The sequence below is a fragment of the Agrococcus phoenicis genome, assembly GCF_047302415.1.
Taxonomy (GTDB): Bacteria; Actinomycetota; Actinomycetes; order Actinomycetales; family Microbacteriaceae; genus Agrococcus.
Map to the genome: position 1 here is coordinate 792,174 of NZ_CP154854.1, position 26,089 is coordinate 818,262.

Annotated in this window: 25 protein-coding genes; 22 read left to right on the forward strand and 3 right to left on the reverse strand. The window is 72.1% G+C overall.

All coding sequences use genetic code 11. From position 1 onward, the window contains the following. Positions 1-397: 397 nt before the first annotated feature. Positions 398-658 carry a 30S ribosomal protein S20 gene (gene rpsT, locus AA0Z99_RS03850; protein ID WP_413319625.1) on the reverse strand — a complete coding sequence of 87 codons (261 nt, stop codon included), beginning with the start codon at positions 656-658 and terminating at the stop codon, positions 398-400. Positions 659-890: 232 nt separating this feature from the next. Between rpsT and lepA the strand changes: the two genes are divergently transcribed. From lepA to hemW, 3 genes are read left to right on the forward strand one after another with little or no spacing between them, the layout of a single operon-like run. After that, positions 891-2,741, forward strand: a complete 1,851-nt coding sequence (gene lepA, locus AA0Z99_RS03855; protein WP_413319627.1) for a translation elongation factor 4 — start codon at positions 891-893, stop codon at positions 2,739-2,741. Further along, positions 2,738-3,376, forward strand: coding sequence for a DUF1990 family protein (locus tag AA0Z99_RS03860; protein ID WP_413319629.1), 639 nt, complete (start codon positions 2,738-2,740; stop codon positions 3,374-3,376). The genes lepA and AA0Z99_RS03860 overlap by 4 nt, the downstream gene beginning before the upstream one ends. A 2-nt stretch (positions 3,377-3,378) precedes the next feature. Then, positions 3,379-4,584, forward strand: a complete 1,206-nt coding sequence (hemW, locus tag AA0Z99_RS03865; RefSeq protein ID WP_413319631.1) for a radical SAM family heme chaperone HemW — start codon at positions 3,379-3,381, stop codon at positions 4,582-4,584. Between the two features lie 2 nt (positions 4,585-4,586). On the opposite strand, the gene AA0Z99_RS03870 is transcribed toward hemW, so the two are convergent. Further along, on the reverse strand, positions 4,587-5,762 hold the full coding sequence (locus tag AA0Z99_RS03870; protein ID WP_413319633.1) for a DUF4870 domain-containing protein: 1,176 nt from the start codon (positions 5,760-5,762) through the stop codon (positions 4,587-4,589). Positions 5,763-5,939: 177 nt separating this feature from the next. Here AA0Z99_RS03870 and hrcA point away from each other — a divergent pair, with 177 nt between their 5' ends. The 16 genes from hrcA (at position 5,940) to AA0Z99_RS03950 (ending at position 21,482) form a co-directional block, all read left to right on the forward strand. Next, the gene (gene hrcA, locus AA0Z99_RS03875; protein WP_413319635.1) at positions 5,940-6,953 is read left to right on the forward strand and encodes a heat-inducible transcriptional repressor HrcA; all 1,014 of its coding nucleotides are present in this window, start codon (positions 5,940-5,942) and stop codon (positions 6,951-6,953) included. After that, entirely contained in the window at positions 6,954-8,042 is a 1,089-nt protein-coding gene (gene dnaJ / locus AA0Z99_RS03880) for a molecular chaperone DnaJ (protein WP_413319637.1), read from the forward strand. Continuing rightward, positions 8,042-8,767 (forward strand): 16S rRNA (uracil(1498)-N(3))-methyltransferase, encoded by a 726-nt coding sequence (locus AA0Z99_RS03885; protein ID WP_413319639.1) that lies wholly within the window; start codon positions 8,042-8,044, stop codon positions 8,765-8,767. The genes dnaJ and AA0Z99_RS03885 overlap by 1 nt, the downstream gene beginning before the upstream one ends. Before the next feature lie 52 nt (positions 8,768-8,819). After that, positions 8,820-9,164: a histidine triad nucleotide-binding protein gene (locus tag AA0Z99_RS03890; RefSeq protein WP_413319641.1), complete on the forward strand. Its 345-nt coding sequence runs from the start codon at positions 8,820-8,822 to the stop codon at positions 9,162-9,164. Positions 9,165-9,198: 34 nt separating this feature from the next. Continuing rightward, a complete protein-coding gene (locus AA0Z99_RS03895; protein ID WP_413320752.1) occupies positions 9,199-10,170 on the forward strand; it encodes a PhoH family protein in 972 nt (323 codons plus the stop codon). Continuing rightward, positions 10,170-10,643, forward strand: a complete 474-nt coding sequence (gene ybeY, locus AA0Z99_RS03900; protein ID WP_413319643.1) for an rRNA maturation RNase YbeY — start codon at positions 10,170-10,172, stop codon at positions 10,641-10,643. Before AA0Z99_RS03895 ends, ybeY begins: the two co-directional genes overlap by 1 nt. Next, the gene (locus tag AA0Z99_RS03905; protein ID WP_413319645.1) at positions 10,643-11,926 is read left to right on the forward strand and encodes a hemolysin family protein; all 1,284 of its coding nucleotides are present in this window, start codon (positions 10,643-10,645) and stop codon (positions 11,924-11,926) included. Before ybeY ends, AA0Z99_RS03905 begins: the two co-directional genes overlap by 1 nt. Continuing rightward, positions 11,923-12,870: a GTPase Era gene (era, locus tag AA0Z99_RS03910; protein WP_413319647.1), complete on the forward strand. Its 948-nt coding sequence runs from the start codon at positions 11,923-11,925 to the stop codon at positions 12,868-12,870. Before AA0Z99_RS03905 ends, era begins: the two co-directional genes overlap by 4 nt. Positions 12,871-13,044: 174 nt before the next feature. Continuing rightward, positions 13,045-14,262 (forward strand): sensor histidine kinase, encoded by a 1,218-nt coding sequence (locus AA0Z99_RS03915; RefSeq protein WP_413319649.1) that lies wholly within the window; start codon positions 13,045-13,047, stop codon positions 14,260-14,262. 10 nt (positions 14,263-14,272) lie between these two features. After that, on the forward strand, positions 14,273-14,920 hold the full coding sequence (locus AA0Z99_RS03920) for a response regulator (protein WP_413319651.1): 648 nt from the start codon (positions 14,273-14,275) through the stop codon (positions 14,918-14,920). Positions 14,921-14,933: 13 nt separating this feature from the next. Next, complete coding sequence (locus tag AA0Z99_RS03925; RefSeq protein ID WP_413319653.1) at positions 14,934-15,701, forward strand: alpha/beta fold hydrolase; 768 nt, start codon at positions 14,934-14,936, stop codon at positions 15,699-15,701. A gap of 81 nt (positions 15,702-15,782) precedes the next feature. Further along, positions 15,783-16,556: an ABC transporter ATP-binding protein gene (locus AA0Z99_RS03930; protein ID WP_413319655.1), complete on the forward strand. Its 774-nt coding sequence runs from the start codon at positions 15,783-15,785 to the stop codon at positions 16,554-16,556. Next, on the forward strand, positions 16,553-18,022 hold the full coding sequence (locus tag AA0Z99_RS03935; protein ID WP_413319657.1) for an FtsX-like permease family protein: 1,470 nt from the start codon (positions 16,553-16,555) through the stop codon (positions 18,020-18,022). Before AA0Z99_RS03930 ends, AA0Z99_RS03935 begins: the two co-directional genes overlap by 4 nt. A gap of 149 nt (positions 18,023-18,171) precedes the next feature. Next, complete coding sequence (leuA, locus tag AA0Z99_RS03940; protein WP_413319659.1) at positions 18,172-19,956, forward strand: 2-isopropylmalate synthase; 1,785 nt, start codon at positions 18,172-18,174, stop codon at positions 19,954-19,956. 18 nt (positions 19,957-19,974) lie between these two features. Continuing rightward, the gene (gene recO, locus AA0Z99_RS03945; RefSeq protein WP_413319661.1) at positions 19,975-20,706 is read left to right on the forward strand and encodes a DNA repair protein RecO; all 732 of its coding nucleotides are present in this window, start codon (positions 19,975-19,977) and stop codon (positions 20,704-20,706) included. Next, positions 20,703-21,482: an isoprenyl transferase gene (locus AA0Z99_RS03950; protein WP_413319663.1), complete on the forward strand. Its 780-nt coding sequence runs from the start codon at positions 20,703-20,705 to the stop codon at positions 21,480-21,482. Before recO ends, AA0Z99_RS03950 begins: the two co-directional genes overlap by 4 nt. Before the next feature lie 43 nt (positions 21,483-21,525). Here AA0Z99_RS03950 and AA0Z99_RS03955 read toward each other — a convergent pair whose 3' ends face one another. Continuing rightward, positions 21,526-22,128, reverse strand: coding sequence for a nucleotidyltransferase domain-containing protein (locus tag AA0Z99_RS03955; RefSeq protein WP_413319665.1), 603 nt, complete (start codon positions 22,126-22,128; stop codon positions 21,526-21,528). Between the two features lie 195 nt (positions 22,129-22,323). Between AA0Z99_RS03955 and AA0Z99_RS03960 the strand changes: the two genes are divergently transcribed. The 3 genes from AA0Z99_RS03960 to AA0Z99_RS03970 are packed head-to-tail and all read left to right on the forward strand — an operon-like array spanning position 22,324 to position 26,085. Beyond that, positions 22,324-23,703, forward strand: a complete 1,380-nt coding sequence (locus AA0Z99_RS03960) for a glycine--tRNA ligase (RefSeq protein WP_413319667.1) — start codon at positions 22,324-22,326, stop codon at positions 23,701-23,703. After that, positions 23,700-24,854 (forward strand): tRNA dihydrouridine synthase DusB, encoded by a 1,155-nt coding sequence (dusB, locus tag AA0Z99_RS03965; RefSeq protein ID WP_413319669.1) that lies wholly within the window; start codon positions 23,700-23,702, stop codon positions 24,852-24,854. The genes AA0Z99_RS03960 and dusB overlap by 4 nt, the downstream gene beginning before the upstream one ends. Further along, the gene (locus AA0Z99_RS03970; protein ID WP_413319671.1) at positions 24,847-26,085 is read left to right on the forward strand and encodes a deoxyguanosinetriphosphate triphosphohydrolase; all 1,239 of its coding nucleotides are present in this window, start codon (positions 24,847-24,849) and stop codon (positions 26,083-26,085) included. Before dusB ends, AA0Z99_RS03970 begins: the two co-directional genes overlap by 8 nt. Positions 26,086-26,089: the final 4 nt, after the last annotated feature.

Below are 26,089 nucleotides of genomic sequence, written 5' to 3' on the forward strand. Positions count from 1 at the left end.
ACCAGCGAGCCCGGCCATGTGACGGAGCCGCCGCTGACCTGCCGGAGGCGCCGCTCACCTGCCGCAGCCGCCACTCGCCTGCGGGAGCCGCCACTCACCTGCCGCAGCCGCCGCTCGCCTGCGGGAGCCGCCACTCACGTGCGGGAGGCGCCGCTCACGTGCGGGAGCCGCCACTCACGTGCGGGAGGCGCCACTCAGCTGCGGAAGGCGCCACTCAGCTACGGGAGGCGCCACTCACCTGCGGGAGCCGCCACTCACTTGCGGGAGCCGCCGCTCACGTGCGGAAGGCGCCGCTCACGTGCGGGAGGCGCCGCTCGGGCGCGGGCACGGTGCCGCTCGGGGCGAAGCGCAGAAGAGGGGACCCCTCGCGGGGTCCCCTCAGCGCGCGCGGCTCGGATCAGAGCGCCGCGACCTGCTTCGCGATGGCCGACTTGCGGTTCGCTGCCTGGTTCTTGTGGATGACGCCCTTGGAGACGGCCTTGTCGAGCTTGCGCGTGGCGAGCGTGACCTTCTCCTGCGCCACGGCCGCGTCGCCCGCGGCGATGGCCTTCTTCGCCTCGCGCACAGCGGTGCGGAGCTCGCTCTTGATCGCGCGGTTGCGGTCGGTCGCCTTCTGGTTCGTCAGAATGCGCTTGATCTGCGACTTGATGTTCGCCATGGTGTCCTGTTCTGGTTCGTACGAGTGATTGGCGGCGGCTTCTGCTCACCAGAGCCCGCCGCGACCCGCCCTCGCGCGCAGGACGCGCAGAAGAAGGGGAAGCCAACGAACGATGCTACCAGCGCCCGGAGGCCCCTCGCAACGCGAGCCACCGCATCCGCTGTGGAAGAATGGACCACTCCACACCGCACGCACACTGCGGCCCCGCCGAGCCTCCAGATGAGAAGGACCCGTGAGCCCCCGAGCGACCAAGGCACTCGAGCCTGCCGCGACCGACCCGGCGCAGATCCGCAACTTCTGCATCATCGCGCACATCGACCACGGCAAGTCGACGCTCGCCGACCGGATGCTGCAGCTGACGGGCGTCGTCGACGATCGCTCGATGCGCGCGCAGTACCTCGACCGCATGGACATCGAGCGCGAGCGCGGCATCACCATCAAGTCGCAGGCCGTGCGCATGCCGTGGGAGCTCGACGGCGAGACCTTCGCGCTCAACATGATCGACACCCCCGGCCACGTCGACTTCACGTACGAGGTCAGCCGCTCGCTCGCCGCGTGCGAGGGCGCGATCCTGCTCGTCGACGCCGCCCAGGGCATCGAGGCGCAGACCCTCGCCAACCTCTACCTGGCGATGGAGAACGACCTCGAGATCATCCCGGTGCTCAACAAGATCGACCTGCCGGCCGCCGATCCCGAGAAGTACGCGGCTGAGATCGCCGGCCTGATCGGTGGCGACCCCTCCGACGTCCTGCGCGTCAGCGGCAAGACGGGCGAGGGCGTGGATGCGCTGCTCGACCGGGTGGTCCGCACCGTCCCCGCGCCGGTCGGCGACGTCGACGGCCCCGCCCGCGCGATGATCTTCGACTCGGTGTACGACTCGTACCGCGGCGTGGTGACCTACGTGCGCATGATCGACGGCCGGCTGTCGCCGCGCGAGCAGGTCATGATGATGTCGACCGGCTCCAAGCACGAGGCGCTCGAGATCGGCGTCTCGAGCCCCGAGCCGAAGCCCTCCAAGGGGCTCGCGGTGGGCGAGGTCGGCTATCTGATCACCGGCGTGAAGGATGTGCGCCTCTCCAAGGTCGGGGACACCGTCACCTCCGTCCGCACGCCCGCGACCACCGCGCTGCAGGGCTACGCGGACCCGAAGCCGATGGTCTTCTCTGGGCTCTACCCGATCGACGGCAGCGACTACCCGGTGCTGCGCGAGGCGCTCGACAAGCTCAAGCTCTCGGATGCGGCGCTCGTCTACGAGCCGGAGACCTCGGTGGCGCTCGGCTTCGGGTTCCGCTGCGGGTTCCTGGGGCTGCTGCACCTCGAGATCATCAGCGAGCGCCTGCGCCGCGAGTTCGACCTCGACCTGATCGCCACCGCGCCGAGCGTGGTCTACGAGGTGCGCACCGAGGATCGCTCGCTGCACATCGTCACGAACCCGAGCGAGTTCCCCGACGGCAAGATCTCGTCGATCGTCGAGCCGATGGTGCGTGCCACGATCCTCGCGCCGAAGGACTACGTCGGCGCGATCATGGAGCTGTGCCAGTCGCGCCGAGGCACCCTGAACGGCATGGAGTACCTCTCGGAGGATCGGGTCGAGCTGCGCTACCGGCTGCCGCTGGGCGAGATCGTCTTCGACTTCTTCGACCACCTGAAGTCGCGCACCCAGGGCTACGCCTCGCTCGACTACGAGGTCGACGGCGAGGAGGAGGGCGACCTGGTGAAGGTCGACATCCTGCTGCAGGGCGAGCAGGTCGACGCCTTCAGCGCCATCGTGCACCGCGAGAAGGCGTACGCCTACGGCGTGCTGATGGCGGGCAAGCTCAAGGACCTGATCCCGCGGCAGCAGTTCGAGGTGCCGATCCAGGCGGCGATCGGCGCGCGCATCATCGCCCGCGAGACGATCCGGGCGATCCGCAAGGATGTGCTCGCCAAGTGCTACGGCGGCGACATCACCCGCAAGCGCAAGCTGCTCGAGAAGCAGAAGGAGGGCAAGAAGCGCATGAAGATGGTCGGTCGCGTGGAAGTGCCCCAGGAGGCGTTCATCGCCGCGCTCTCGAGCGGTGAGACGAAGAAGGACGCGAAGTGACCAGACCCCTGCGCGACCGCCCGACGAACTACGGCTCCGTGGGCGCCACCGCGCACTTCGACTTCCACCGCTTCCCGCCGAAGGGGTTCGAGGTCGTGCAGCTGCGCAGCCGCATCGGTCATGGCCGCCCGCGCTACGACGCGGCGGTCGCGGCGCTGCGCACCTGGAAAATCCAGCGCCTGGCCGGCATCGAGGTCGACGTCGTCGGCACCGAGGAGGGCAGCGTCTACCGCCCGGTCGGCTTCGACGGCACCGAGGCGACGCGCGCCGCGAGCATCGAGCCGCAGCAGGACTTCGGCCCCGACGGCGAGCCCTTCCTGCAGCCCGGCGACTCGATCGACCAGCGGATCCGGGTCGCGGGCCTGCAGGTGCACGCACCCATGCGCGTGATCGCGGTCGAGGAGGAGGAGAGCACGCACGGCGTGATCATCGGCTCGCTCGTGGGCCACCCGCTCGCCGGCGAGGAGCGCTTCACCGTCGAGATCGCCGAGGACGAGACAGTCTTCCTGCACTTCCGGGCGATCGTGCGGCAGGACGCCTGGTGGGCCAAGCTCGGCGCCCCCTTCGCTCGTGCGCTGCGCCGGCGCTACCACGACCGGTTCATGGATTCGCTGCGGTCCATCGACGTCCGCTGACCGTGGGACGGCTGCCCGAGGGCGACGCCGCGCCCGCCGACGGCAGGCTGCCGGCCGGCACGCCTGCCGACGCGCCCTTCGGGGCCTACATCCACGTGCCGTTCTGCTCGGTGCGCTGCGGGTACTGCGACTTCAACACCTACACGGCCGATGAGCTGCGCGGTGCGACGCGGGCCGGCTACCCGGCCGACGTCGCCGCCGAGATCGCGCTGGCCGCGGGCGTGCTGGGCGAGCTCGGCCCGCTGCGCCCGATGCAGACCGTCTTCTTCGGCGGGGGAACGCCGACGCTGCTGCCCGCGGGCGACCTGGTCGCGATGCTGGGCGCGGTGACGGATGCGTTCGGGCGCGTGCCCGGCGCGGAGGTCACGACCGAGGCCAACCCCGACTCGATCGACGCCGCGGGGCTCCGCCAGCTGCGCGATGGCGGCATCACGCGCGTCTCCTTCGGCATGCAGTCGGCGGTGCCGCACGTGCTCGCCGCGCTCGACCGCACGCACGATCCTGAGCGCGTGCCGCTCGTGGTCGAGTGGGCGCGCCAGGCGGGCCTCGAGGTGAGCCTCGACCTGATCTACGGGGCGCCGGGGGAGTCGCTCGAGGATTGGCAGCGCTCGCTGGATGCGGTCGTGGCGATGCGACCCGATCACGTCTCCGCCTACGCCCTCATCGTCGAGGACGGCACGGCGCTCGCCCGCCGCATCCGCCGCGGTGAGCTGGCCGTGCCCGACGACGACCTGCAGGCTGCGATGTACGAGGCGGCGGATGCGACGCTCGGACAGGCGGGCTACTCCTGGTACGAGGTCTCCAACTGGTCGCGCGGCGACCGGGTCGCCCGGCACAACCTCGCCTACTGGCGCGGCCACGACTGGTGGGGCTTCGGCCCGGGAGCCCACAGCCACGTCGGGGGTGTGCGCTGGTGGAACGTGAAGCATCCGGCCGCCTACCGCGACCGGCTGCTCGCCGGCGGCTCACCGGCGCTCGCGCGCGAGGTGCTCGACGGTGAGACGCGTCGCGTCGAGCGCGTGCTGCTCGAGTCGCGCATCGCGGAGGGGCTGCCGGTGGAGGTGCTCGAGGGCGAGGGCCGCCTCGCGGTGGCCGGACTCGTCGCGGAGGGCCTCGTCGACGGAAGAGCCGCCCTCGCCGGCCGGGTGATCCCGACGCTGCGAGGGCGGCTCCTGGCCGACGCGGTGGTGCGCCGGCTGCTGCCGTAGGGCTACTGCACCATCCGCCAGTTGAACGGGTATCGGTAGGAGCCGCCGGCGTTGACGCGCATCGCGCCGATGATCGAGAAGATCACCTGGAGCAGGCCGGGCACCCACCAGAGCGCCAGCAGGATGAAGCCGATGCCGACGATGCTGAGGATCGTGCCCAGCACGAGCAGGCCGACCGTGAGGATCGTCATGAGGATGCCGAAGTTGAGCGCCTCCTTGGACTCCTGACGAGCGAAGGCGCTGCGGTCCTTGTAGATCAGGAACACGATCAGCGGGCCGATCCAGCCGCCGTAGCCGCCGGTGACGATCGTGGAGAGGCCGGAGAGGTGCCCCCACATGCCGGCGTTCTTCTCGTCGATGGGCGACATCGGCACCGAGGCGGGGTACTGGGGCTGACCGGGCGCGCCGTACTGCGGCTGACCGTACTGCGGCTGGCCGTACTGCTGCTGGCCCTGCTGCGCCTGGCCGGGCTGGCCGTGCTGCGGTTGGCCCGGCTGCCCGAAGGGCTGCTGCCCGGGCTGGCCGTACTGCTGCTGGCCCGGGTGACCGGGGGTGAACGGCGGCTGCGCGCCGGCGTCCGTGGCGCCGTGCTGCGGAGATGCCTGACCGGGCTGACCGTAGGACGGGGAGCTGCCGGGCTGGCCGGAGGAGGGCGCGCTGCCGGGCTGACCGGAGGACGGGGCGCTGCCCGGCTGGTGCGCGCCGGCCTGACCGCCGCCGAACCCGCCGCCGTGCTGCTCGCCGCTCTGCTGGCCGGCATCGTGCAGGCCGGCGTCCTGCTGGGCTGCACCGAACAGGCCGGGGCCGGGCTGCTGCCACGACTGCCCGCCGTCGATGGAACCGAACGCGGGCTGGCCGGGCGCAGCGGCACCGGGCCCGGTGTCGGAGGAGGCTCCGGTGCCTGCCGCACCCGGGTCGTGCGACAGCGGGTCGATGGCCGGGGAGGAGAAGGACTGCGCGGGCTCGCCGAGACCCGGTGCCGCGGGAGCACTGGGCGCCGCGTGCTGCTCGTCGGTGATCGCGAAGCCGTCGACCGGCGGCTCGGCCGAGCGCTGCGGCTCGTCGAGGAGCGGCTGCGCAGCGTCGTCACGCTGCTCCGCGTCGGCCCACTGCTCGTCGTTCGTCCGCTGCTCCGCGGGGTCGTTGCCCTCTGCGCGGGGGGCGTTGGGATCAGACATGGCATGCCTCTCATCGATGGTCGTCGCAGCGCGCCTGGGCCGTGCTGCTGGCACCATTGTGCGCCCAACTGGCTGTGCATCGCATGATCGAGATGACGGGCGGTAGGATTGGCAGTCAGCAGTCGAGAGTGCCAGGGCGAGCGGGACACCCGCCGCCGGCCGGGGAGAGGAGCGCGCATGGTCTCGGATCGCGGCCTCGAGGTGCTGCGCGCGATCGTCCAGGACTACGTCGCGCTGCGCGAACCCGTGGGCTCGAAGTCGATCGTGGAGCGCCACGCGTTCGGCGTGTCCGCGGCCACCATCCGCAACGACATGGCGCTGCTCGAGGAGGAGGAGCTGATCGCGGCCCCGCACACCTCCTCGGGTCGCGTGCCGACCGACAAGGGCTACCGCGTCTTCGTGGATCGGCTGCAGCGCATGCAGCCGCTGACGCACGCGCAGCGCATCGCGATCTCCCGCTTCCTCGACGACTCGATCGACCGCGACGACGTGCTCGACCGCACCGCCCGGCTGCTGTCGCAGCTGACCAACCAGGTCGCGCTCGTGCAGGTGCCGATCCGACGGCACGCCGTCGTGCGCCGGGTCGAGCTCGTCGCGGTCGCCGAGCACCGGGTGCTCGCGGTGCTGATCCTCGACTCCGGGCGCGTCGAGCAGCGCGTGCTCGACGCGCAGCAGCGCATCGATCCCGACCAGGCCATGGCGCTCGGGCGCGCCTTCACGGAGACGATCGGCGAGCTCGCGCCCGCCGACGCGATCCAGCGCCTCGCCGGTGCCACCGCATCCGCCCCCGGGGTGCTGCGAGCGGCCACCGGCGCCGTCGCTCACGCGCTGACCGACATGCTGCAGGCAGGCGGGGGCGATCGCATCGTCATGGCGGGCGCCTCGCACCTCGTGCGCGAGGAGCGAGACTTCCACGGCACCGTCACGCCGGTGCTCGACGCCATCGAGGAGCAGGTGACGCTGCTGCGCCTGTTCGACGAGATGGGTGTCGAGGGCGAGATCGCGACCCGCATCGGGCGCGAGCTCACCGGACCGCTCGGCGAGACGGCCGTCGTGGCTTCGACCTACAGCACCGGGGGCTCCGAGGGCCACATCGGCGTGCTGGGCCCGACCCGGATGGACTACGCAGGGAACATGGCCGCGGTGCGCGCAGTTGCGCGCTACCTGACGCGGCTGCTGAGCGAGGATTGAGTGACGGACCACTACGAGACCCTCGGCGTCGCGCGCGACGCCGGCCAGGACGAGATCAAGAAGGCCTACCGCAGGCTGGCACGTGAGCTGCACCCGGATGTGAATCCCAGCGACGACGCCTCCGAGCGCTTCAAGGAGGTCACGCACGCCTACGACGTGCTCGGCGACCCGCAGTCGCGAGCGGAGTACGACCGCGGTCCCGCTGCGGGCGCAGGCGCCTTCGGCTTCGGCGACATCTTCGAGCAGTTCTTCGGGGGCGGCGGCCGCTCGAGCGGCCCGCGCTCGAGGCGCCAGCCGGGCCAGGACAGCCTGCTGCGCGTCGACCTGGACCTCGCCGACGTCGTCTTCGGCGTGCACCGCGAGCTGCGGGTGCAGACCGCCGTGCTCTGCGAGACGTGCCAGGGCGCGGCCACCGAGCCCGGCACGAGCCCGGAGCGCTGCCTGCAGTGCGGCGGCTCGGGTCACGTGCAGCGCCAGGTGCGCTCACTGCTGGGCAACGTCGTCACGAGCCAGCCGTGCGGCGTCTGCCAGGGGTACGGCACCGTGATCCCGCAGCCGTGCCACACCTGCGCCGGCCACGGCCGCGTGCGCGCAGAGCGCACGATCCCGGTCGACATCCCGGCCGGGGTCGACACGGGCCTGCGCATCCAGATGCCCGGCCAGGGCGAGGTGGGCGAGGGCGGCGGCCCCGCAGGCACCCTCTACCTCGAGGTCAACGTGCGCCACCACGACGTCTTCAGCCGCGACGGCGACGACCTGCTGGGCACGCTCGAGGTCTCCATGCCGGATGCGGCGCTCGGGGCGCGGGCGACCGTCGAGAGCATCGACGGGCCGGTCGAGGTCGAGGTGCGCCCGGGCACCCAGTCGGGCGACGTCATCACCGTCGGCGAGCGCGGCGTCACGCGGCTGCGCGGCGCCGGGCGAGGCGACCTCAAGCTGGGCGTGCAGGTGCTGACGCCCACGAAGACCGATCGCCGCACCGAGGAGCTGCTGCGCGAGCTGCGCGAGCGCACCAAGGCGCCCGGCCCCCAGCTCTCGCAGTTCAAGCAGGGCCTGTTCGCCAAGATGCGCGACCGCTTCCGGCTCTGATGGCGCACTGCTACTGGCACGAGGCCCTCGAGGGCTCGGCCCCGGGCGATGTCGTGACCCTGGCGGGCGAGGAGGCGCACCACGCCGCCGTGGTCTCGCGGATGCGGCGGGGCGAGCGCGTGCTCGTCAGCGACGGCAGGGGAGTGCTCGCGGAGGGCGTCATCGACCGCGCCGACCGCGATGGCGTGGACGTGGTGCTGCAGCACGTGCAGGCGGTGCCACCGCCCAGCCCGCGCATCGGGCTCGCGCAGGCGCTCGCGAAGGGCGACCGCGCCGAGCTGGCGGTCCAGGCATCGACCGAGCTCGGGATCGACGCCATCGTGCCGTGGCAGGCGAGGCGCAGCGTCGTGCAGTGGAAGGGCGATCGCGCCGAGAAGTCGCTGGAGCGCTGGCGCAAGGTGGTGCGCGAGGCCGGCAAGCAGGCCATCCGCCCGCACCTGCCCCACGTGCGCGAGGTCGTCGACGCCGCAGGCCTCGCTGCGCTCGCCGCGCAGTGGCAGCTGCTCGTGCTCGAACCCACCGCATCCCTCACCATCGCCGAGGTGGCGGTCGAGCGCGACGTGCTGCTGGTGGTCGGGCCCGAGGGCGGCATCGACGCGGCCGAGCTCGAGGCGCTCGATGCCGCCGGCGCCGTGCAGGTGCGGATGGGCGACCACGTGCTGCGCACCTCGACCGCGGGGCCCGCGGGGATCGCCGCGCTCTCGGTGCGGCTCGGCCGGTGGTGAGGCGCGTCGTGCGGCGGTCACGCTCGAGCGGCGCGAAGGTAGGCTGATCGGCATGGCTGACACGACAGTGTTCGAGAAGATCATCGCGCGCGAGATCCCCGCCGAGATCGTGCTCGAGAACGATCGCATCATCGCGTTCACCGACATCCACCCCCAAGCGCCGATGCACGTGCTGGTGGTGCCGAAGACGCCGCAGTACCGCGACGTGGTGGAGCTGAGCGCCGGCGACCCCGAGCTGCTGGCCGAGATGGTGCAGGCGGCTCGGGCGATCGCTCGGGAGCGCGGCGACGGCGACTTCCGCCTCGTGTTCAACACCGGCGAGCTCGCCGGTCAGACCGTGTTCCACGCGCACGCCCACGTGCTCGGAGGATCGCTCGGAGAGGGTTCGCTTGCCTGACGACACGCAGTCGATCGAGATCGACGGCATCGAGATGGTGCGGCTGCTGGGGCCGCAGGATCGGCTGCTCACGCGCCTCGAGCACGAGCATCCGGAGGTCTCGGTGGCGGTGCGCGGCAACCTCGTGACGCTCACGGGCCCCGAGGAGGAGGTCGCCGTGGCGACGCGCCTCGTGCAGGAGCTCGTCGATCTCGTGCGCCAGGGCGCGGACCTGACCGGCTCCGAGGTGGGTGAGGGGTCGCGGATCCTCCGCGGGGACCCCTCGCGGAGCCTCGTCGATGCCATCGGCGAGGTGATCCTGACCTCGAAGGGCAAGTCGATCCGCGCGAAGACGGAGGGGCAGCGCTCCTACGTCGAGGCGATCGAGGCGCACACCATCGTGTTCGGCATCGGCCCGGCCGGCACCGGCAAGACCTACCTCGCGATGGCGAAGGCGGTGCAGGCGCTGCACCGCAAGGAGGTCAGCCGCATCATCCTGACCCGACCGGCGGTCGAGGCGGGAGAGCGGCTGGGGTTCCTGCCCGGCACGCTCACCGACAAGATCGACCCCTACCTGCGCCCGCTCTTCGACGCACTGAACGAGATGATGGATCCCGAGCTGCTGCCGAAGCTGCTGGCGACGGGCGTGGTCGAGGTGGCGCCACTGGCCTACATGCGCGGGCGCACCCTCAACGACTCGTTCATCGTGCTCGACGAGGCGCAGAACACGAGCCCGGAGCAGATGAAGATGTTCCTCACCCGGCTCGGCTTCGGCTCGAAGATGGTCGTGACGGGCGACTCGACCCAGGTCGACCTTCCTGCCGGCACATCCGGCCTGCAGGTCGCGAGCCAGGTGCTCGGTCGCATCGACGACATCCACTTCTCCACGCTCACGAGCGCCGACGTCGTGCGCCACACGCTCGTCGGCGCCATCGTCGACGCCTACACCGAGCACGACCAGCGGCAGATGGCGCGCGAGGCGCGCAAGCCGAACCAGCAGCGCCCCGGTCGCGGACGGCGCAGCTGATGGCCATCGACCTGCTGAACGAGTCGGGCGCCGAGGTCGACGAAGCGCAGCTCCTGCGCCTGGTCGCCTTCGACCTCGAGAAGCTCTTCGTGCACCCCGACGCAGAGGTGTCGATCGCGCTCGTCGACGTCGCGTCCATGGAGCAGCTGCACGTCCAGTGGATGGACGAGCCCGGCCCCACCGACGTGCTCTCCTTCCCGATGGACGAGCTGCGGCCCGGTTCGCCGGACCGCATCGCCCCGGCCGGCCTGCTCGGCGACATCGTGCTGTGCCCGGAGGTCGCGGCCGAGCAGGCCCGCGAGGCCGGGCACGACCTCATGACCGAGCTGCGACTGCTGACCACGCACGGACTCCTGCACCTGCTCGGCTTCGATCACGCCGATGCGGCCGAGCGCGACGAGATGTTCGCGCTGCAGGACAAGCTGCTCGCCGCGTTCGCGGCGCAGCGCGGCGGCGCCGCTGAGGGTCGCTGATGTTCGAGACCGTCCTGTTCATCGTCGCGGCGCTGCTGATCGCCTTCGGCGCCTGGCTGGCGGCCTGCGATGCCGCGCTCGGCGTGGTGTCGCGCGCCGAGCTGCAGGAGGCGGCGAAGCAGGCTCGCCGCGGCCGCGCCATGCTGTCCATCGCCGACGACCTGCGCAGCCACAGCATGACCCTGCAGTTCGGCCGCATCATGTGCGAGACGATCGCGGCGGTGCTCATCACGCTCGCCGTGGACTCGCTCGTCGTCGAGTGGTGGATGACCCTGCTGGTCGCGGGCGGCGCGATGATCGTGATCTCGTTCGTGCTGGTCGGCTCGAGCCCTCGCGCCGTCGGTCGTGCCCACGCGGTCGGCCTGCTCCGCGCATCCGCCGGCTTCATCCGCTTCTGGCGCGTGCTCACCGGCCCCATCGCCTCACTGGTCGTCACGGTCGGCGACAAGGTGACGCCCGGGCGTCAGCGCGAGACGGCCTTCGGCACCGAGGCGCAGCTGCTCTCCATGGTCGACGCGGCCGCCGAGAGCTCGGTGCTGCAGGACGAGGATCGCGAGCTGATCCACTCGATCTTCGAGTTCAACGCGACCCTCGTGCGCGAGGTCATGGTGCCGCGACCCGACATGATCGTGGTCGATCGCGAGACGACGGCGAAGGACGCGCTGCGCCAGTTCCTCGACAACGGGCTCTCGCGCATGCCCGTGGTGGGGGAGTCGACCGATGAGATCGACGGGATCCTCTACCTGCGCGACGTCGTGCGCAGCAACACGTGGCGACCGGACGCGAGCGAGACCGCGGCCGATCTCGCCAGGCCCGCCATCCTCGTCCCGGAGTCGAAGAAGGCCGACGACACGCTGGCGCTCATGCAGGCCGAGCGCGTGCACGTGGCGATGGTGGTCGACGAGTACGGCGGCATCGCGGGTCTCGTGACGCTCGAGGACCTCGTGGAGGAGCTCGTGGGCGAGATCCACGACGAGCACGACCGCGGAGCGCTCGCGGCGGTGGATGCCGGCGACGGCGTGTGGCACGTCTCCGCGCGGCTCCAGATCGACGAGCTCGGCGACCTCTTCGGGCTCAGCCTCGACGACGAGGACGTCGACACGGTCGGCGGCCTGATGCAGAAGGAGCTCGGCCGCATCGCCGAGGTCGGCGACGTCGTCACCCACGAAGGGCTCAGGATCGAGGTGCGCTCGATCGACGGCCGCGGTCGGAACGCGGGCGAGATGGCGGTGCAGCGCGTCGCAGCGCCGGCGACGCTCGCCGATGCCGAGGGGGCAGCATGACGCACGACGACCAAGTCGACAGCGGTCGCGCCGCGCAGGAGGCCGCTGCGCGCGCGGAGCGCCACCGCAGCGGGTTCGTGACCTTCGTCGGGCGGCCGAACGCCGGCAAGTCGACGCTCATGAACGCGATCGTCGGCGAGAAGATCGCGATCACCTCGTCGAAGCCCCAGACCACCCGTCACGCGATCCGCGGCGTCGTGCACCGCGACGACGCGCAGCTGGTCATCGTGGACACGCCGGGCATGCACAAGCCGCGCACGCTGCTCGGGCAGCGCCTCAACTCCGTCGTGAAGACGACGCTCGGCGACGTCGACGTGATCTGCCTCTGCATCCCCGCGAACGAGCCGATCGGCACCGGCGACCGCTTCATCGACCAGCAGCTCGAGGGATTCCCGCGCGCGAGGAAGATCGCGGTCGTGACGAAGACCGACCTGGCGTCGAAGCAGGCGGTGGCGACGCAGCTCCTGGCGGTCTCCGAGCTGCGCGACTGGGATGCCATCGTGCCGCTCTCCTCCGTCGCCGGCACCCAGCTCGACGTGCTCGTCGACCAGCTGATCGCGCTGCTGCCGGTGGGGCCGCCGCTCTACGAAGCAGCGACGACCACCGAGGAGTCGATCACCGTGCGCATCGCCGAGCTGATCCGCGAGGCCTCGCTCGAAGGGGTGCGCGACGAGCTGCCGCACTCGATCATGGTGACGATCGACGACATCGTGCCGCGCGAGGGGCGCGACCTCACCGATGTCTACGCCAACCTCTGGGTCGAGCGCGACAGCCAGAAGGGGATCATCATCGGCAAGGGCGGCTCGCGGCTGCGCCAGGTGGGTGCGGATGCGCGTGCCGAGATCGAGCGCGTGCTCGGCACCCAGGTGCACCTGGACCTGCGGGTGAAGGTCGCCAAGGAGTGGCAGGGAGACCCGAAGCAGCTGGGCCGCTTCGGGTTCTGAGGTCGCGGCGCCCGCTGTCGCGGCGCTGCGCGCAGTGCCCTGGTCCGCTCGCCGAGGTCCTCGGGATCCAGCGCGTGCGCGTGCAGCGCGGGGCCTGCGCCTCCCCTCCACCCAGGGGATGATTCCGCCCGCCGCCGCCCCGCTGCCGTGATGGGTCGCACTAGCCTGGCAGGCATGTCCGAGTCCGCGACCGCCACCCTCGAGCCGGTCGACGAGCGCCCCTCGCGGCGCCCGTGGATCGATCGCGGCGCGCTGCGCGCCGACGCGATCGTCGCCGCCGTCACGCTGCTGGTGCTGGCGATCCCCACGCTGCTGCTGCTGGTCGTGCTGGTCGACGGCGGCGGGCAGTGGCCGATCTCGATCGCCGTGACCATCGCGATCGCCGGCGCCATCCTGCTGCGCCGCACGCGCCCGGTGCTGGCGCTCGCCGGCCTCACCGCGCTGGCCGCAGTGCACGTGGCGCTCCAGGCGTGGATGTTCCCGGTCTGGTTCGGCGTGCTGGTCGTGCTGTACTCGGTGGGCCGCTTCAGCCGCTGGCCGGGCAGGCTCGCCGGGTTCGGCCTCGCGTTCATCGCCTCGCTGCTCGCCGCCTACTGGCTCGCGGTCGACACGACGACGCAGGGCGTCGACACGGTGGTCGGCGCCCTCCACGTGATGGTCGTGCTCTGGATCCCGCCGATGCTGCTGTTCAGCGTCGCGATCCTCACCGGCTGGGGCGTCGCGGCGGTCGCCCGGAGCACGGCGGCGACCGAGGTCGCGCAGGTGTCGCTTCGTCGCGCCGACCAGGAGGAGGAGCGCGCGGCGCTGGCCCGCGACATGCACGACGTCGTCGCGCACTCGCTCGCCGTCGTGATCGCGCAGGCGAACGGCGCTCGCTACACCCTGGACCCCGCGGCGAAGGACGCCTCGCTCGAATCCATCGCCGGCACGGCGAAGGCAGCGCTCGGCGACGTGCGCCTCCTGCTCGCGCAGCTGCGCCACTCCGAGGCTCCCGACCCGGTCGCGTCGATGGCCGACGTCGAAGCGCTCGTGGAGCGGATGCGCGGCAGCGGGCTCGACGTGCGCCTCGCGCACGAGGGCACCGCGGCACCGCTGCCGCGCACGGCCGACATCGCCGCCTATCGCATCCTGCAGGAGGCGCTGACGAACGCGCTCCGCCACGGCGATCGCACGCAGCCCGTGCACGTGCGCCTGCGCGGCGTCGCGCTGACGGGCGGCATCGGTGGCATCGTGATCGACGTGCACAATCGAATCCAGGCCGATCCCGGCACGCCCGGCCACGGCGTGCGCGGCATGCACGAGCGAGCGCGCCTCGCGGGCGGCGACGCCTGGACGGGCATCGAGGACGGCTGGTTCCGCGTGCGGGCCTCGTTCCCCGCCGGGCTGCGGTGAGGGGCCACGCATGATCAGGGTGCTCATCGTCGACGATCAAGCGCTGTTCCGCGGCGGGATCCGGATGCTCGTGGAGTCGCAGCCGGACATGACGTGCGTGGGCGAGGCGGCCGACGGGGCGCAGGCGGTGCGGCTGGCCCAGGAGCAGCAGCCCGACGTGGTGCTCATGGACGTGCGGATGCCGGTGCTCGACGGCATCGCGGCCACGGCGCGCATCGTCGCGGCGCAGCCCCGCACTCGCATCGTGGTGCTCACGACCTTCGACCTCGACGAGGCGGCCGCTCGCGCGATCCGCGCCGGTGCGTCCGGGTTCATCCTGAAGGACGCCGAGCCCGAGCTCGTGCTCGCCTCCATCCGGACCGTGCACGCGGGCAACGAGGTGATCGCGGCGAGCGCGACGCGCGAGCTCTTCAAGGCCTTCGGCACGCAGCGCCGCTCGGCTCCGCGCGCCTTCGCGGAGCTCACCGATCGCGAGCGCCAGATCTTCGGGCTCGCCGCGAAGGGGCTCTCGAACACCGAGATCGCGCGCGCCGAGTTCGTCTCCGAGGCCACGGTGAAGACGCACATCTCCCGCATCCTGACGAAGCTCGGGCTGCGCGATCGCGTGCAGCTGGTGGTCTTCGCCTACGAGCACGGGCTGACGGGCGAGCGCGCCTGACGCCGATCGACGCATGCACGTCATCGAGTCCGGCCCCGCCGACGCACCGCCCGTGCTGCTCCTGCACGGCGGCGGGGTCGCGGGCTGGATGTGGCGGCCGATGCTCGACGCCCTCGCCGTCCCGGTGCGCGCGATCGTGCCGGACCTCCCCGGTCACGGCGCCGGCGCATCCACCGACTACCGCTCGCACGAGGCGACGGTGCTCGAGCTCGAGCGCGAGCTCGAGGATCGCGCGCCCGGCGGGGCCGTCGTGCTCGGCTTCTCGCTCGGCGCGCAGCTCGCGGTGCTGCTGGCGGCACGACGCCCAGCGCTCGTCGCCGACGCCGTCGTCGTGAGCGCGCAGGCCAAGCGCATCGCGATGCCGCGGCTGACGCTCGCGATGCTCGCCGCCGCCGCGCCGCTCGCCCGCTGGCGGCGGTTCGCGCGCGTGCAGGCGAAGGAGCTCCTCGTGCCGGATGCCCTGCTGCCCGACTACCTCGAGGGCAGTGCCCGCATCACCAAGGCCACGCTCATCGCGAGCGTGGGCGAGAACCTGCGCTTCGCGCCGCCGGCCGGATGGGCGCGAGGGCCGGAGCACGCGGGCGAGGCGCCCCGCGCGCTCGTGCTGGCCGGCTCCCGTGAGCGTGCGGTGATGCGCGACTCCGCTCGCCTGCTGCACGTCTCGCGCGCCGGCAGTGCGCTGCGCCTCCTGCCGGGCGTCGGCCACGGACTGCCGCTGCAGCAGCCGGCGCTCCTCGCGCGCATCCTCGAGCAGCGCCTCTCGACGCTCGGTGCTGGCTGAGCCCGGCACTCATCCGCTCGGATGACGCGGTTCCGACCGCAGCGTGACGATCGTGCGCGGGCGCGAGCCTTGACTGGGAGCATGCACACCAACGCCCTGCCCCCGCACGTCGCATCGGCCCGAGCGCCGATGCCGCCCGCCCTGGCGCTCCGCAGCGCCACGAAGCGCTACGGATCCGGCGGCGCCGCCGTCACCGCGCTCGACAGCATCGACCTGGAGATCGCACCCGGGACGCTGACCGCGATCATGGGTCCCTCGGGATCCGGCAAGTCGACCCTGCTGCACCTCGCGGCGGGGCTCGACGCCCCGACCGCGGGCGACGTGGTGATCGGCGGCACCTCGGTGGTGGGTCTCGACGACGACGCGCTCACGTCGCTGCGCCGCGACCGCGTCGGCGTCGTCTTCCAGTCCTTCAACCTCGTGCCGAGCCTGACGGCGCTCGAGAACGTCGAGCTGCCCTCGGTGCTCGCCGGCCGGCGGCCCGACCGCTCCCGCATCGGCGAGCTGCTGCGCGACCTCGGCGTCGACGGGCTCGAGCGGCGGCGCCCGCACGAGCTCTCGGGAGGCCAGCAGCAGCGCTTCGCGATCGCCCGCGCGCTCGCGCAGCGGCCCGCGGTGGTGCTCGCGGACGAGCCGACCGGCGCGCTCGACACCGTCACCTCGATCGAGGTGCAGGAGATCCTCGTGCGGCAGGCGGCAGCCGGGCAGGCGATCGTCGTCGTGACCCACGACCCGGCGGTCGCGGCTCGGGCCGAGCGCGTGGTGCTGCTGCGCGACGGCCGCGTCGACGGCGACCTGCCGGCGACCGACGCCGCGACCATCGCCCAGCGCATGCTCGCGGCGGCAGCACGATGAGCGCCGCATCGACCGGCACTGCGGCCCCGCGCGCGTCCGCTCCGGCCGGCGGTGCTCCCGCGGCCCGGCGCCAGCGCCCCGACGGCGCCTCGCGCACGGGCCTCGGCCTGGCGCTGGCCGTCTCGATCCTCGCGGCGGCGTTCGGCACCGCGCTCGCGACGCTGATGGAGCACGCTGCGCTCGCCCTCTACGGGGAGGCGATGATCGCCGGCAGCGGCACGGCGCGCATCATGCTCGCGATCGCCGCCCTGCTGCTCATCGGCGTCTCCGTCGTGGTGGGCGCCATCGTCGCTCGCCAGGCGTTCACCGGCGCGGTGGAGGACCTCCGCGGCGAGATCGCCCTGCGTCGCCTGCTCGGCGCCGCCTCCCGCACCGAGCGGCGCCGCGTGCTGCGCGGCTTCGTCGCCGTCGGCATCGCGGGGTCGCTGATCGGCTGGATCCTCGGCGTGTTGACGGCACGCGGAGCGGGCGAGCTGATCTCCCGGCTCGGCGAGCGCTTCGACCTGCGATCCATGTCGATGATCGAGCCCTGGGCGGCCGTGCCGGCGCTCGCCGTCGCGGCCGCGGCGGTGCTCTCCGCCTGGCTGGCCACGCGCGACGTGCTCGCGGTCTCGCCGCTGGAAGCGCTCCGTGGCGCCGGCGTCGATGTGGAGACCACCGTGCACCGCCGCCGCACCGGTGCGCGCGTCGCGCTGATCCTGGGCGCGCTGCTGCTCGCGGCCGCCGTCGCGCTGTCCCCGCTGTCGCCGCTGGCCGTGCTGGTCGGGTTCGCCGGCGGCATCGTCTCGGTCACCGGCATCATCGGTCTCGCGCCCGCGATCGCGCCACCGATGGTCGCACTGGTGTCGCGGGCCTTCGGCCGCGGCGTGCCGGCGCGGGCCGCCGCAGGCACGCTCGCGACGCACCCCGGCCGCACCTCGGCGCTCGTGCTGTCGCTCTTCGCCGGTGCGGCCGTCGTCACGATGATGGTCACCGCAGGCACGTCGCTCACCACCGCCGTCGTCTCCATCGAGCGCGACCCGGGGTTCCGGGCCGAGCTGCAGGCGATCTACGGCGGCGTGACGAGCGTCATCACGGGCATCGTCGGCTTCTCGGCAGTGCTCGCGGTGCTGGGCTTCGTCGCGGCGATGCTGCTGTCGGTGCGCCGCCGCACGCGGGAGATCGGGCTGCTGCGCATGCTCGGGCTGCGACGCGGGCAGACGCGCACGATGCTGCTGGCCGAGGCCGGCGCCATCACGGTCGTGGCCGTGGTGACGGGCTTCTGCGTGGGCGCCCTCTACGGCTGGATCGGCACGCAGTCCCTCGTCGGATCGGTCGGCGGTGTCGTCTCGACGGCCCCGTCGATCCCGTGGGCGCTGCCCGTGTCGCTCGTCGTCGGCGGCCTCGCCGTCGCGCTCGCCGCGAGCCTGCCCGCGGGCGCTCGCGCCGCCGCTGTGCCCCCGCTCGCGGCCGTCGCGACCGACTGAGCCCATGCCGGGGCGCCGGAGGGTGGGTGTAGTCTGATCGCCATGCAGAGCGTGCTGCTCCTTCGTCGCCGCGGCGAGGCCTGACACTGGGCTTCCTCGTCGCGGAGGCCGTCCTGCCCGGACCATGGAGCAAGCGACAGGAGCGATTGATGAAGAACATGCAGCAGCCGAGCGGGATGCCGGCGCACCGCTACACCCCGTACCACGAGCAGATCTCGGTCGAGCTGCCGGACCGCACGTGGCCCTCGAAGCGCATCGAGCGCGCCCCCCGCTGGTGCGCCGTCGACCTGCGCGACGGCAACCAGGCGCTCATCGACCCGATGACGCCCGATCGCAAGCTCGAGATGTTCCAGCTGCTGGTGCAGATGGGGTACAAGGAGATCGAGGTCGGCTTCCCGTCGGCCAGCCAGACCGACTTCGACTTCGTGCGCAAGCTCATCGACGAGGGCCTGATCCCGGACGACGTCACGATCCAGGTGCTGACCCAGTGCCGTGACCACCTCATCCGCCGCACCTTCGAGTCGATCGACGGCGCCACGCAGGCGATCGTGCACATCTACAACTCCACCAGCGTGCTGCAGCGCGACGTGGTCTTCCGCTCCGACCGCGAGGGCGTCAAGCAGATCGCGGTCGATGGCGCGAAGCTCTGCCTCGAGCTCGAGGGCATGCTGACGGGCACGCAGGTCTTCTACGAGTACAGCCCCGAGTCCTACACGGGCACCGAGCTCGACTACGCGGTCGAGGTGTGCAACGCGATCATCGAGACCCTCGACGCGCGCCCCGAGCGCCCGGTGATCATCAACCTGCCCGCGACGGTCGAGATGGCGACGCCCAACGTCTACGCCGACTCGATCGAGTGGATGCACCGCCACCTCGCCCGCCGAGAGTCCGTGATCCTGTCGCTCCACCCGCACAACGACCGCGGCACCGGGGTCGCTGCGGCCGAGCTCGGCTACCTGGCCGGCGCGGATCGCATCGAGGGCTGCCTGTTCGGCAACGGCGAGCGCACCGGCAACGTCGACCTGGTGGCGCTGGGCCTCAACCTGCTGACGCAGGGCATCGATCCCGAGATCGACTTCTCCGACCTCGACCACGTGCGCCGCGTCGCCGAGCACTGCAACCAGCTGAAGGTGCACGAGCGCAGCCCCTGGGCGGGCGACCTCGTCTACACCGCGTTCTCCGGGTCGCATCAGGACGCGATCAAGAAGGGCTTCGAGCGGATGGCCGAGGAGGCCGAGCGAGCCGGCAAGAGCATCGACGAGATCACCTGGGCCGTGCCCTACCTGCCGATCGACCCGAAGGACGTCGGCCGCAGCTACGAGGCGGTCATCCGCGTCAACTCGCAGTCGGGCAAGGGCGGCGTCGCCTACCTGCTCAAGTCGGACCACGGGCTCGACCTGCCCCGGCGGCTGCAGATCGAGTTCTCGAACACCGTGCAGTCGCGCACGGACAGCGAGGGCGGCGAGGTCTCGAGCGACGAGATCTGGCGCATCTTCGGCGACGAGTACCTCCCCTCGCACGGTGACGGGCGGCGCGACGAGGACGACGGTCATGCGGGGCAGTGGGGCCGGTTCGAGCTGGTCGGGTTCTCGACCACCTCGTCGGACGACGGCGAGACGCAGCTGATTGCTCGGCTGCGCGACGGCGAGTTCGTGCGCGAGGTCTCGGCGAGGGGCAACGGCCCGATCGACGCGATGCTCACGATGCTGCGAGCCGAGGGGGTCGCGGTCACGCTCACCGACTACGTCGAGCACACCATGAGCGCCGGCTCCGACGCGACTGCGGCCAGCTACATCGAGCTCGACGTCGACGGCGCGACGGTGTGGGGCGTCGGCCTCGACCCGAGCTCGACGTCCGCCTCGCTGCAGGCGATCGTCTCCGGCGTCAACCGCGGCCTGCGCATCCACGACCGTCGGGCGCTGCCCGTCGGCTGAGGGCGCCGAGCCACCGCGATGCCGACCTACCGTGACGAGGGCGTCGTCCTCCGCACCCACTCGCTGGGGGAGGCCGACCGCATCGTGACGCTCCTGACGCGCGAGCACGGCAAGGTGCGCGCCGTCGCGCGCGGGGTGCGACGCACCTCGTCGCGCTTCGGCGCGCGGCTCGAGCCGTTCATGGTCGCCGACCTGCAGCTGGCGGTCGGTCGCAGCCTCGACATCGTCACGCAGGCGGTGACGCTCGGCTCCTACGCCCCGGTCATCGTCGCCGACTACCGCGCCTACACGGCGGCGACCGCCATGGTCGAGACCGCCGATCGGCTCACCGACGACGACGGCTCCCGACAGCAGTACCTGCTGCTCGTCGGCGCGCTGCGCAGCCTCGCCCGGGCCGAGCACGACCCGTCGCTGACGCTGGACTCGTACCTGCTGCGCGCGCTCTCGATCGCCGGCTGGGCGCCCTCCTTCGGCGACTGCGCCGTCACGGGCGAGCCCGGCCCGCACCGCGCGTTCGTGCCGCAGCTCGGCGGCATGGTCGCCGATCACTCGGCGCCTCCCGGGTCGCTGCGCGTCGATGCCGCGACGCTCGAGCTGCTCGGCGCGCTCCTGACGGGCGACTGGTCGACGGCGGAGGCGAGCCCCGGCGGTGTGCGCGACCGCGCGTCCGGGGCCGTCTCCGCGTACGTGCAGTGGCACCTCGAACGGGGCCTGCGCAGCCTCGAGCACGTGGATCGGGGCGGCCGGTGACCGAGATCGAGCGGCGGCCCGTCGACTGGACGGGGGAGCACCCGCCCGAGTACGCGCGCGGCAGCGTGCCGAAGCACGTCGCGATCATCATGGACGGCAACGGCCGCTGGGCCAATCAGCGCGGGCTCACCCGCACGCAGGGCCATGCCGCGGGCGAGGCGGTGCTGCTCGACGTGGTCGCTGGCGCGCTGCAGGCCGGTGTCGAGCACCTCTCCGTCTACGCCTTCTCGACCGAGAACTGGAAGCGCAGCCCCGACGAGGTGCGGTTCCTGATGGGCTTCAACAAGGACGTGCTGCGCCGTCGCCGCGATCAGCTCGACGCGTGGGGCGTTCGCGTGCGGTGGGCGGGCAGGAGGCCCCGCCTGTGGCCGAGCGTGATCAGCGAGCTCGAGGAGGCCGAGCGCCGCACCGCTGGCAATCGCGCGATGACGCTGCAGATGTGCGTCAACTACGGCGGCACGCTGGAGATCGCGGATGCCGTGCGCTCGATCGCGGCCGATGTCGCCGCGGGCAGGCTGAAGCCGTCGAGCGTGACCGACAAGCTCGTGCGCAGCCGCATGTACAACCCGGACGTGCCGGATGTGGACCTGTTCATCCGCTCCTCGGGCGAGCAGCGCATCTCGAACTTCTTGACGTACCAGGGCGCGTACGCGGAGATGGTCTTCCTCGACCGGCTCTGGCCCGACTTCCGTCGCGCCGACCTCTGGCACGCGCTCGACATCTACACCGGCCGCGATCGCCGCTTCGGCGGCGCCGTCGATCGCCCCACCGCCTGAGCGGCTGCACGACGGCAGGGGTCGAGGCCCCCGCGCTGCCGAGCTACGGGGCCAGGCGCTCCCGCCACGGGTGGTCGTCCGCGAGCCGGTCGACGAGCCAGGCGCGCGCCGGCCCGTCGAGCACCGGCAGGGCCTCCTCGAGCCAGCCGATGTCGGCGTGCTCCGCTGCCGAGTAGGCCAGCACGACCTGCGGCTTGGCGTAGCGGATGCCGTCGGCCTCGACGAGCGCGTCGGCGAGCGGCATGGTGACCGCGGTGTCGCGACGGAAGCGCCACGTCTCGCCGTCGCTCGGATCCAGCAGCACCTCGAACTCCCACAGGCTGTAGGCGCTGCGCCGCAGCCAGATGCTCGACGTGCCGATCGGCAGCACGTCGGAGTCGTGGGGCAGCAGCGGCTTCATCGCGCCCTGGAAGGCGCTCCAGAGCTGCCACTTGCCGCCCAGCCAGCCCCGCAGCAGGCTGAGCTCGCTGCGCGGGATGACGATGTCGATGTCGCCGTGCGGGCGCCGGCCGCCGATCGCGGTGTCCATCGCCCAGCCGCCGCCGATCCACCAGGTGCCCGAGTAGCCGTCGAGCAGCTCTGCCGCGTCGGTGGGCCATCGCTCCGCCCATGCGCCGTAGAGCTCGAGCTGCTCTTCGCTCTGCATCGGACCTCCTCGCCAGGCTCGCTGGGCGCGCACGCCCCCGCACGAGCCTAGCTCAGCGCCCGATGCCGCATCGCTCCGCTGCGAGGATCCACCGGCGCACCAGGCCACACCACGGCGACCCTCCCGCCTCGATAGAATCGAAGCTCATGTGCCGCACCCCAGCCAGGGGCGCACGGCCGATCGCAAGGAGCACCCGTGGTCCAGAACCGTCTCGATGCCGTCATCAACCTCGCGAAGCGACGCGGGTTCGTGTTCCAGGCGGGCGAGATCTACGGCGGTTCCCGCTCCGCGTGGGACTACGGGCCCCTCGGCGTGGCGCTGAAGGAGAACATCAAGCGCCAGTGGTGGAACACCTTCGTGCAGGGCCGCGACGACATGGTCGGCCTGGACTCGTCGATCATCCTCCCCACCGCCGTGTGGCACGCATCCGGTCACGTCGCCACCTTCACCGACCCGCTCGTCGAGTGCCTGCAGTGCCACAAGCGCCACCGCCAGGATCACCTCGAGGAGGCGTACGAGGCGAAGAAGGGCCGCACCGCCGCGTCGATGGAGGACATCACGTGCCCCGACTGCGGCACCACCGGCCAGTGGACCGAGCCGCAGATGTTCTCGGGCCTGATGAAGACGAACCTCGGCCCGGTCGACAGCGAGGCCGGGCTGCACTACCTGCGCCCAGAGACCGCGCAGGGCATCTTCACGAACTTCCTCAACGTCGTCACCGTCTCGCGCAAGAAGCCGCCCTTCGGCATCGGCCAGGTCGGCAAGGCGTTCCGCAACGAGATCACGCCCGGCAACTTCATCTTCCGCACCCGCGAGTTCGAGCAGATGGAGATCGAGTTCTTCACGCACCCGGACGAGGCGCCCGAGTGGTTCGACGCGTGGGTCGAGGCGTGCTGGGCGTGGTTCCTCGACCTCGGCATCGACGAGGCCAACATGCGTCGCTTCGACGTGCCGGAGGACGAGCGCGCGCACTACTCGGCCGGCACGATCGACTTCGAGTACCGCTTCGGCTTCCAGGGCTCGGAGTGGGGCGAGCTCATGGGCGTCGCGAACCGCACCGACTTCGACCTCTCGTCGCACTCGACCGCATCCGGCAAGGACCTCGTCTACTTCGACCAGGCCTCCGGAGCGAAGTACACCCCGTACGTGATCGAGCCCTCGTTCGGCCTCACGCGCAGCATGATGGCGTTCCTGGTCGACGCGTACGACGAGGAGGAGGTGCCGAACGCGAAGGGCGGCACCGACACCCGCACGGTGCTCCACCTCGACCCGCGGCTCGCGCCGGTGAAGGTCGCGGTGCTGCCGCTCAGCCGCAACGAGCAGCTCTCGCCGCTGGCCCGCGACATCGCCGCGCGCCTGCGCAGGCTCTGGGCGATCGACTTCGACGACGCCGGCGCGATCGGTCGGCGCTACCGCCGCCAGGACGAGGTGGGCACGCCGTTCTGCGTCACGGTCGACTTCGACTCGCTGGAGGACGGCGCGGTGACGGTGCGCGAGCGCGACTCGATGCAGCAGGCGCGCGTCTCGGTCGAGGAGCTCGAGGCGCACCTGGCGCAGGGGCTCATCGGAGCTTGAGCGCGGTGACCAGCACGCGGCCGGCGCTGTCGATCGGGCCCATCGCCCTCGACACGCCGGTCGTGCTCGCGCCCATGGCGGGCATCACGAACACGGCCTTCCGGAGGCTGTGCCGCGAGTACGGCGCGGGGCTCTACGTCAGCGAGATGATCACGACGCGCGCCCTCGTCGAGCGCACGCCGGAGACGATGCGGCTCATCAGCCACCACCCCTCGGAGTCGCTGCGCTCCGTGCAGCTCTACGGCGTGGACCCGAAGACCGTCGAGCAGGCCGTCGCGATCCTGGTCGACGAGGATCGCGCAGAGCACATCGACCTCAACTTCGGCTGCCCGGTGCCCAAGGTGACGCGTCGCGGCGGAGGCTCCGCGCTGCCCTGGAAGCGCGACCTCTTCGCGGCGATCGTGCAGCGCGCGGTGCAGCGGGCGGGCGACATCCCCGTCACCGTCAAGATGCGCACGGGCATCGACGACGACCACCTCACCTACCTCGACGCCGGCCGCATCGCCGAGGATGCCGGGGTCGCAGCGGTGGCGCTGCACGGCCGCACCGCGGCGCAGCACTACTCCGGCACGGCCGACTGGTCGTCGATCGCGAGGCTCAAGGAGGCCGTGACCTCGATCCCCGTGCTCGGCAACGGCGACATCTGGCAGGCGGAGGATGCGCTGCGCATGGTCGAGCAGACCGGCGTCGACGGCGTCGTCGTCGGCCGTGGCTGCCTCGGTCGGCCGTGGTTGTTCGGCGACCTCGCCGCGGCCTTCGCCGGCAGCGACCGGCGCCACCGGCCGGACCTCGGGCAGGTGGCCCACGCCTTCCGTCGCCACGCCGAGCTGCTGGTCGAGTTCTTCGAGGAGGAGGACCGGGCGTGCCGCGACATCCGCAAGCACGTCGCCTGGTACTTCAAGGGGTACCCGATCGGCGGCGACGCTCGCCGCGCGCTCGCGGCGGTCGAGTCGCTCGCGCAGCTCGACGCGCTGCTCGGTGCGCTCGACCACGCCTCGCCCTACAACGCCGAGGGCGTGGAGGGCCAGCGCGGCCGTGCTGGCAGTCCGCGCAGGCCAGCGCTGCCCGACGGCTGGCTCGACAGCCCGACGCTCAGCCCTGCGCAGCGCGAGGCGCTGATCGAGGACGAGAGCGACACCCGCGGTGGTTGACGCGCGGGGGTACGGCGAGCACGACGCCGAGCGGTGGCTGCCTGAGGAGCATCGCTCCGCGCGCACCGACTTCGCCCGCGACCGCGCGCGGCTGCTGCACTCGAGCGCCTTCCGGCGGCTCGGTCAGAAGACGCAGGTGCTCTCGCCCACGATGGGCTTCGACGACTCCCGCACCCGACTGACCCACTCGCTCGAGGTCGCGCAGATCGGCCGCGAGCTCGCGGTCTCGCTCGACCTCGACCCGGATGTCGTCGACACCGCGTGCCTCGCGCACGACATCGGCCATCCGCCCTTCGGCCACAACGGCGAGAAGGGCCTGAACGAGTGGGCGCTGGCGATCGGCGGCTTCGAGGGCAACGCGCAGACGCTGCGAGTCATCACGCGCCTCGAGCCGAAGGTGATCGGCGAGCGCCCCTTCGGGCTCAACCTGACGCGCGCGAGCGTCGACGCCGCCTGCAAGTACCCGTGGCCCTCGGCGACCGACGTGCACGACGCGTCCGGCCGGATCAAGTTCGGCTTCTACGCAGCCGACCGGGACGCCTTCGAGTGGATGCGGCAGGGCGCCCCGGAGGGTCGGCCGAGCATCGAGGCGCAGGTGATGGACCTCGCCGACGACATCGCCTACTCGGTGCACGACTTCGAGGATGCGGTGGTCGGCGGCTACGTCGACGTCGCGAAGCTGCTGAGCCGGGTCGGGCACGACGAGCTGGTCTCCATGATGCTCACGTGGGTGGGGCCGGAGTTCACGCGCGACGACCTGCTCGCCGCGTTCGACCGGCTCGACGACCTCGAGACCTGGCTGCGCAGCTTCGACGGCTCGCGCGAGGCGCACGCGCGGCTCAAGAACCTCACGTCCAAGCTCATCGGCCGCTTCGCGAACGCGGCGGTCTCGCGCACCCGCGAGGCGCACGAGGGCCCGCTCGTGCGCTTCGGCGGCACGGTGGAGGTGCCGCGGGAGGTGCGGGCCGAGATCGCGGTCCTCAAGGGCACGGCGGCGAGCTTCATCCTGGCTGAGCGGCGGCAGCCGATCTACGCCAGTCAGCGGCGCGTGCTGCAGGAGCTCTGCGATGCGCTGCTGCGCATCGGGCCCTCGGCGCTCGATCGCGTGCACGCCGACGACTGGGAGGCCGCAGCTGACGATGCAGAGCGGGCCCGGGTGATCGTCGACCAGGTCGCCAGCCTCACCGACCGCGGCGCGTTCGCCTGGCACGAGCGCCACGTCGGGGACTGAGGCG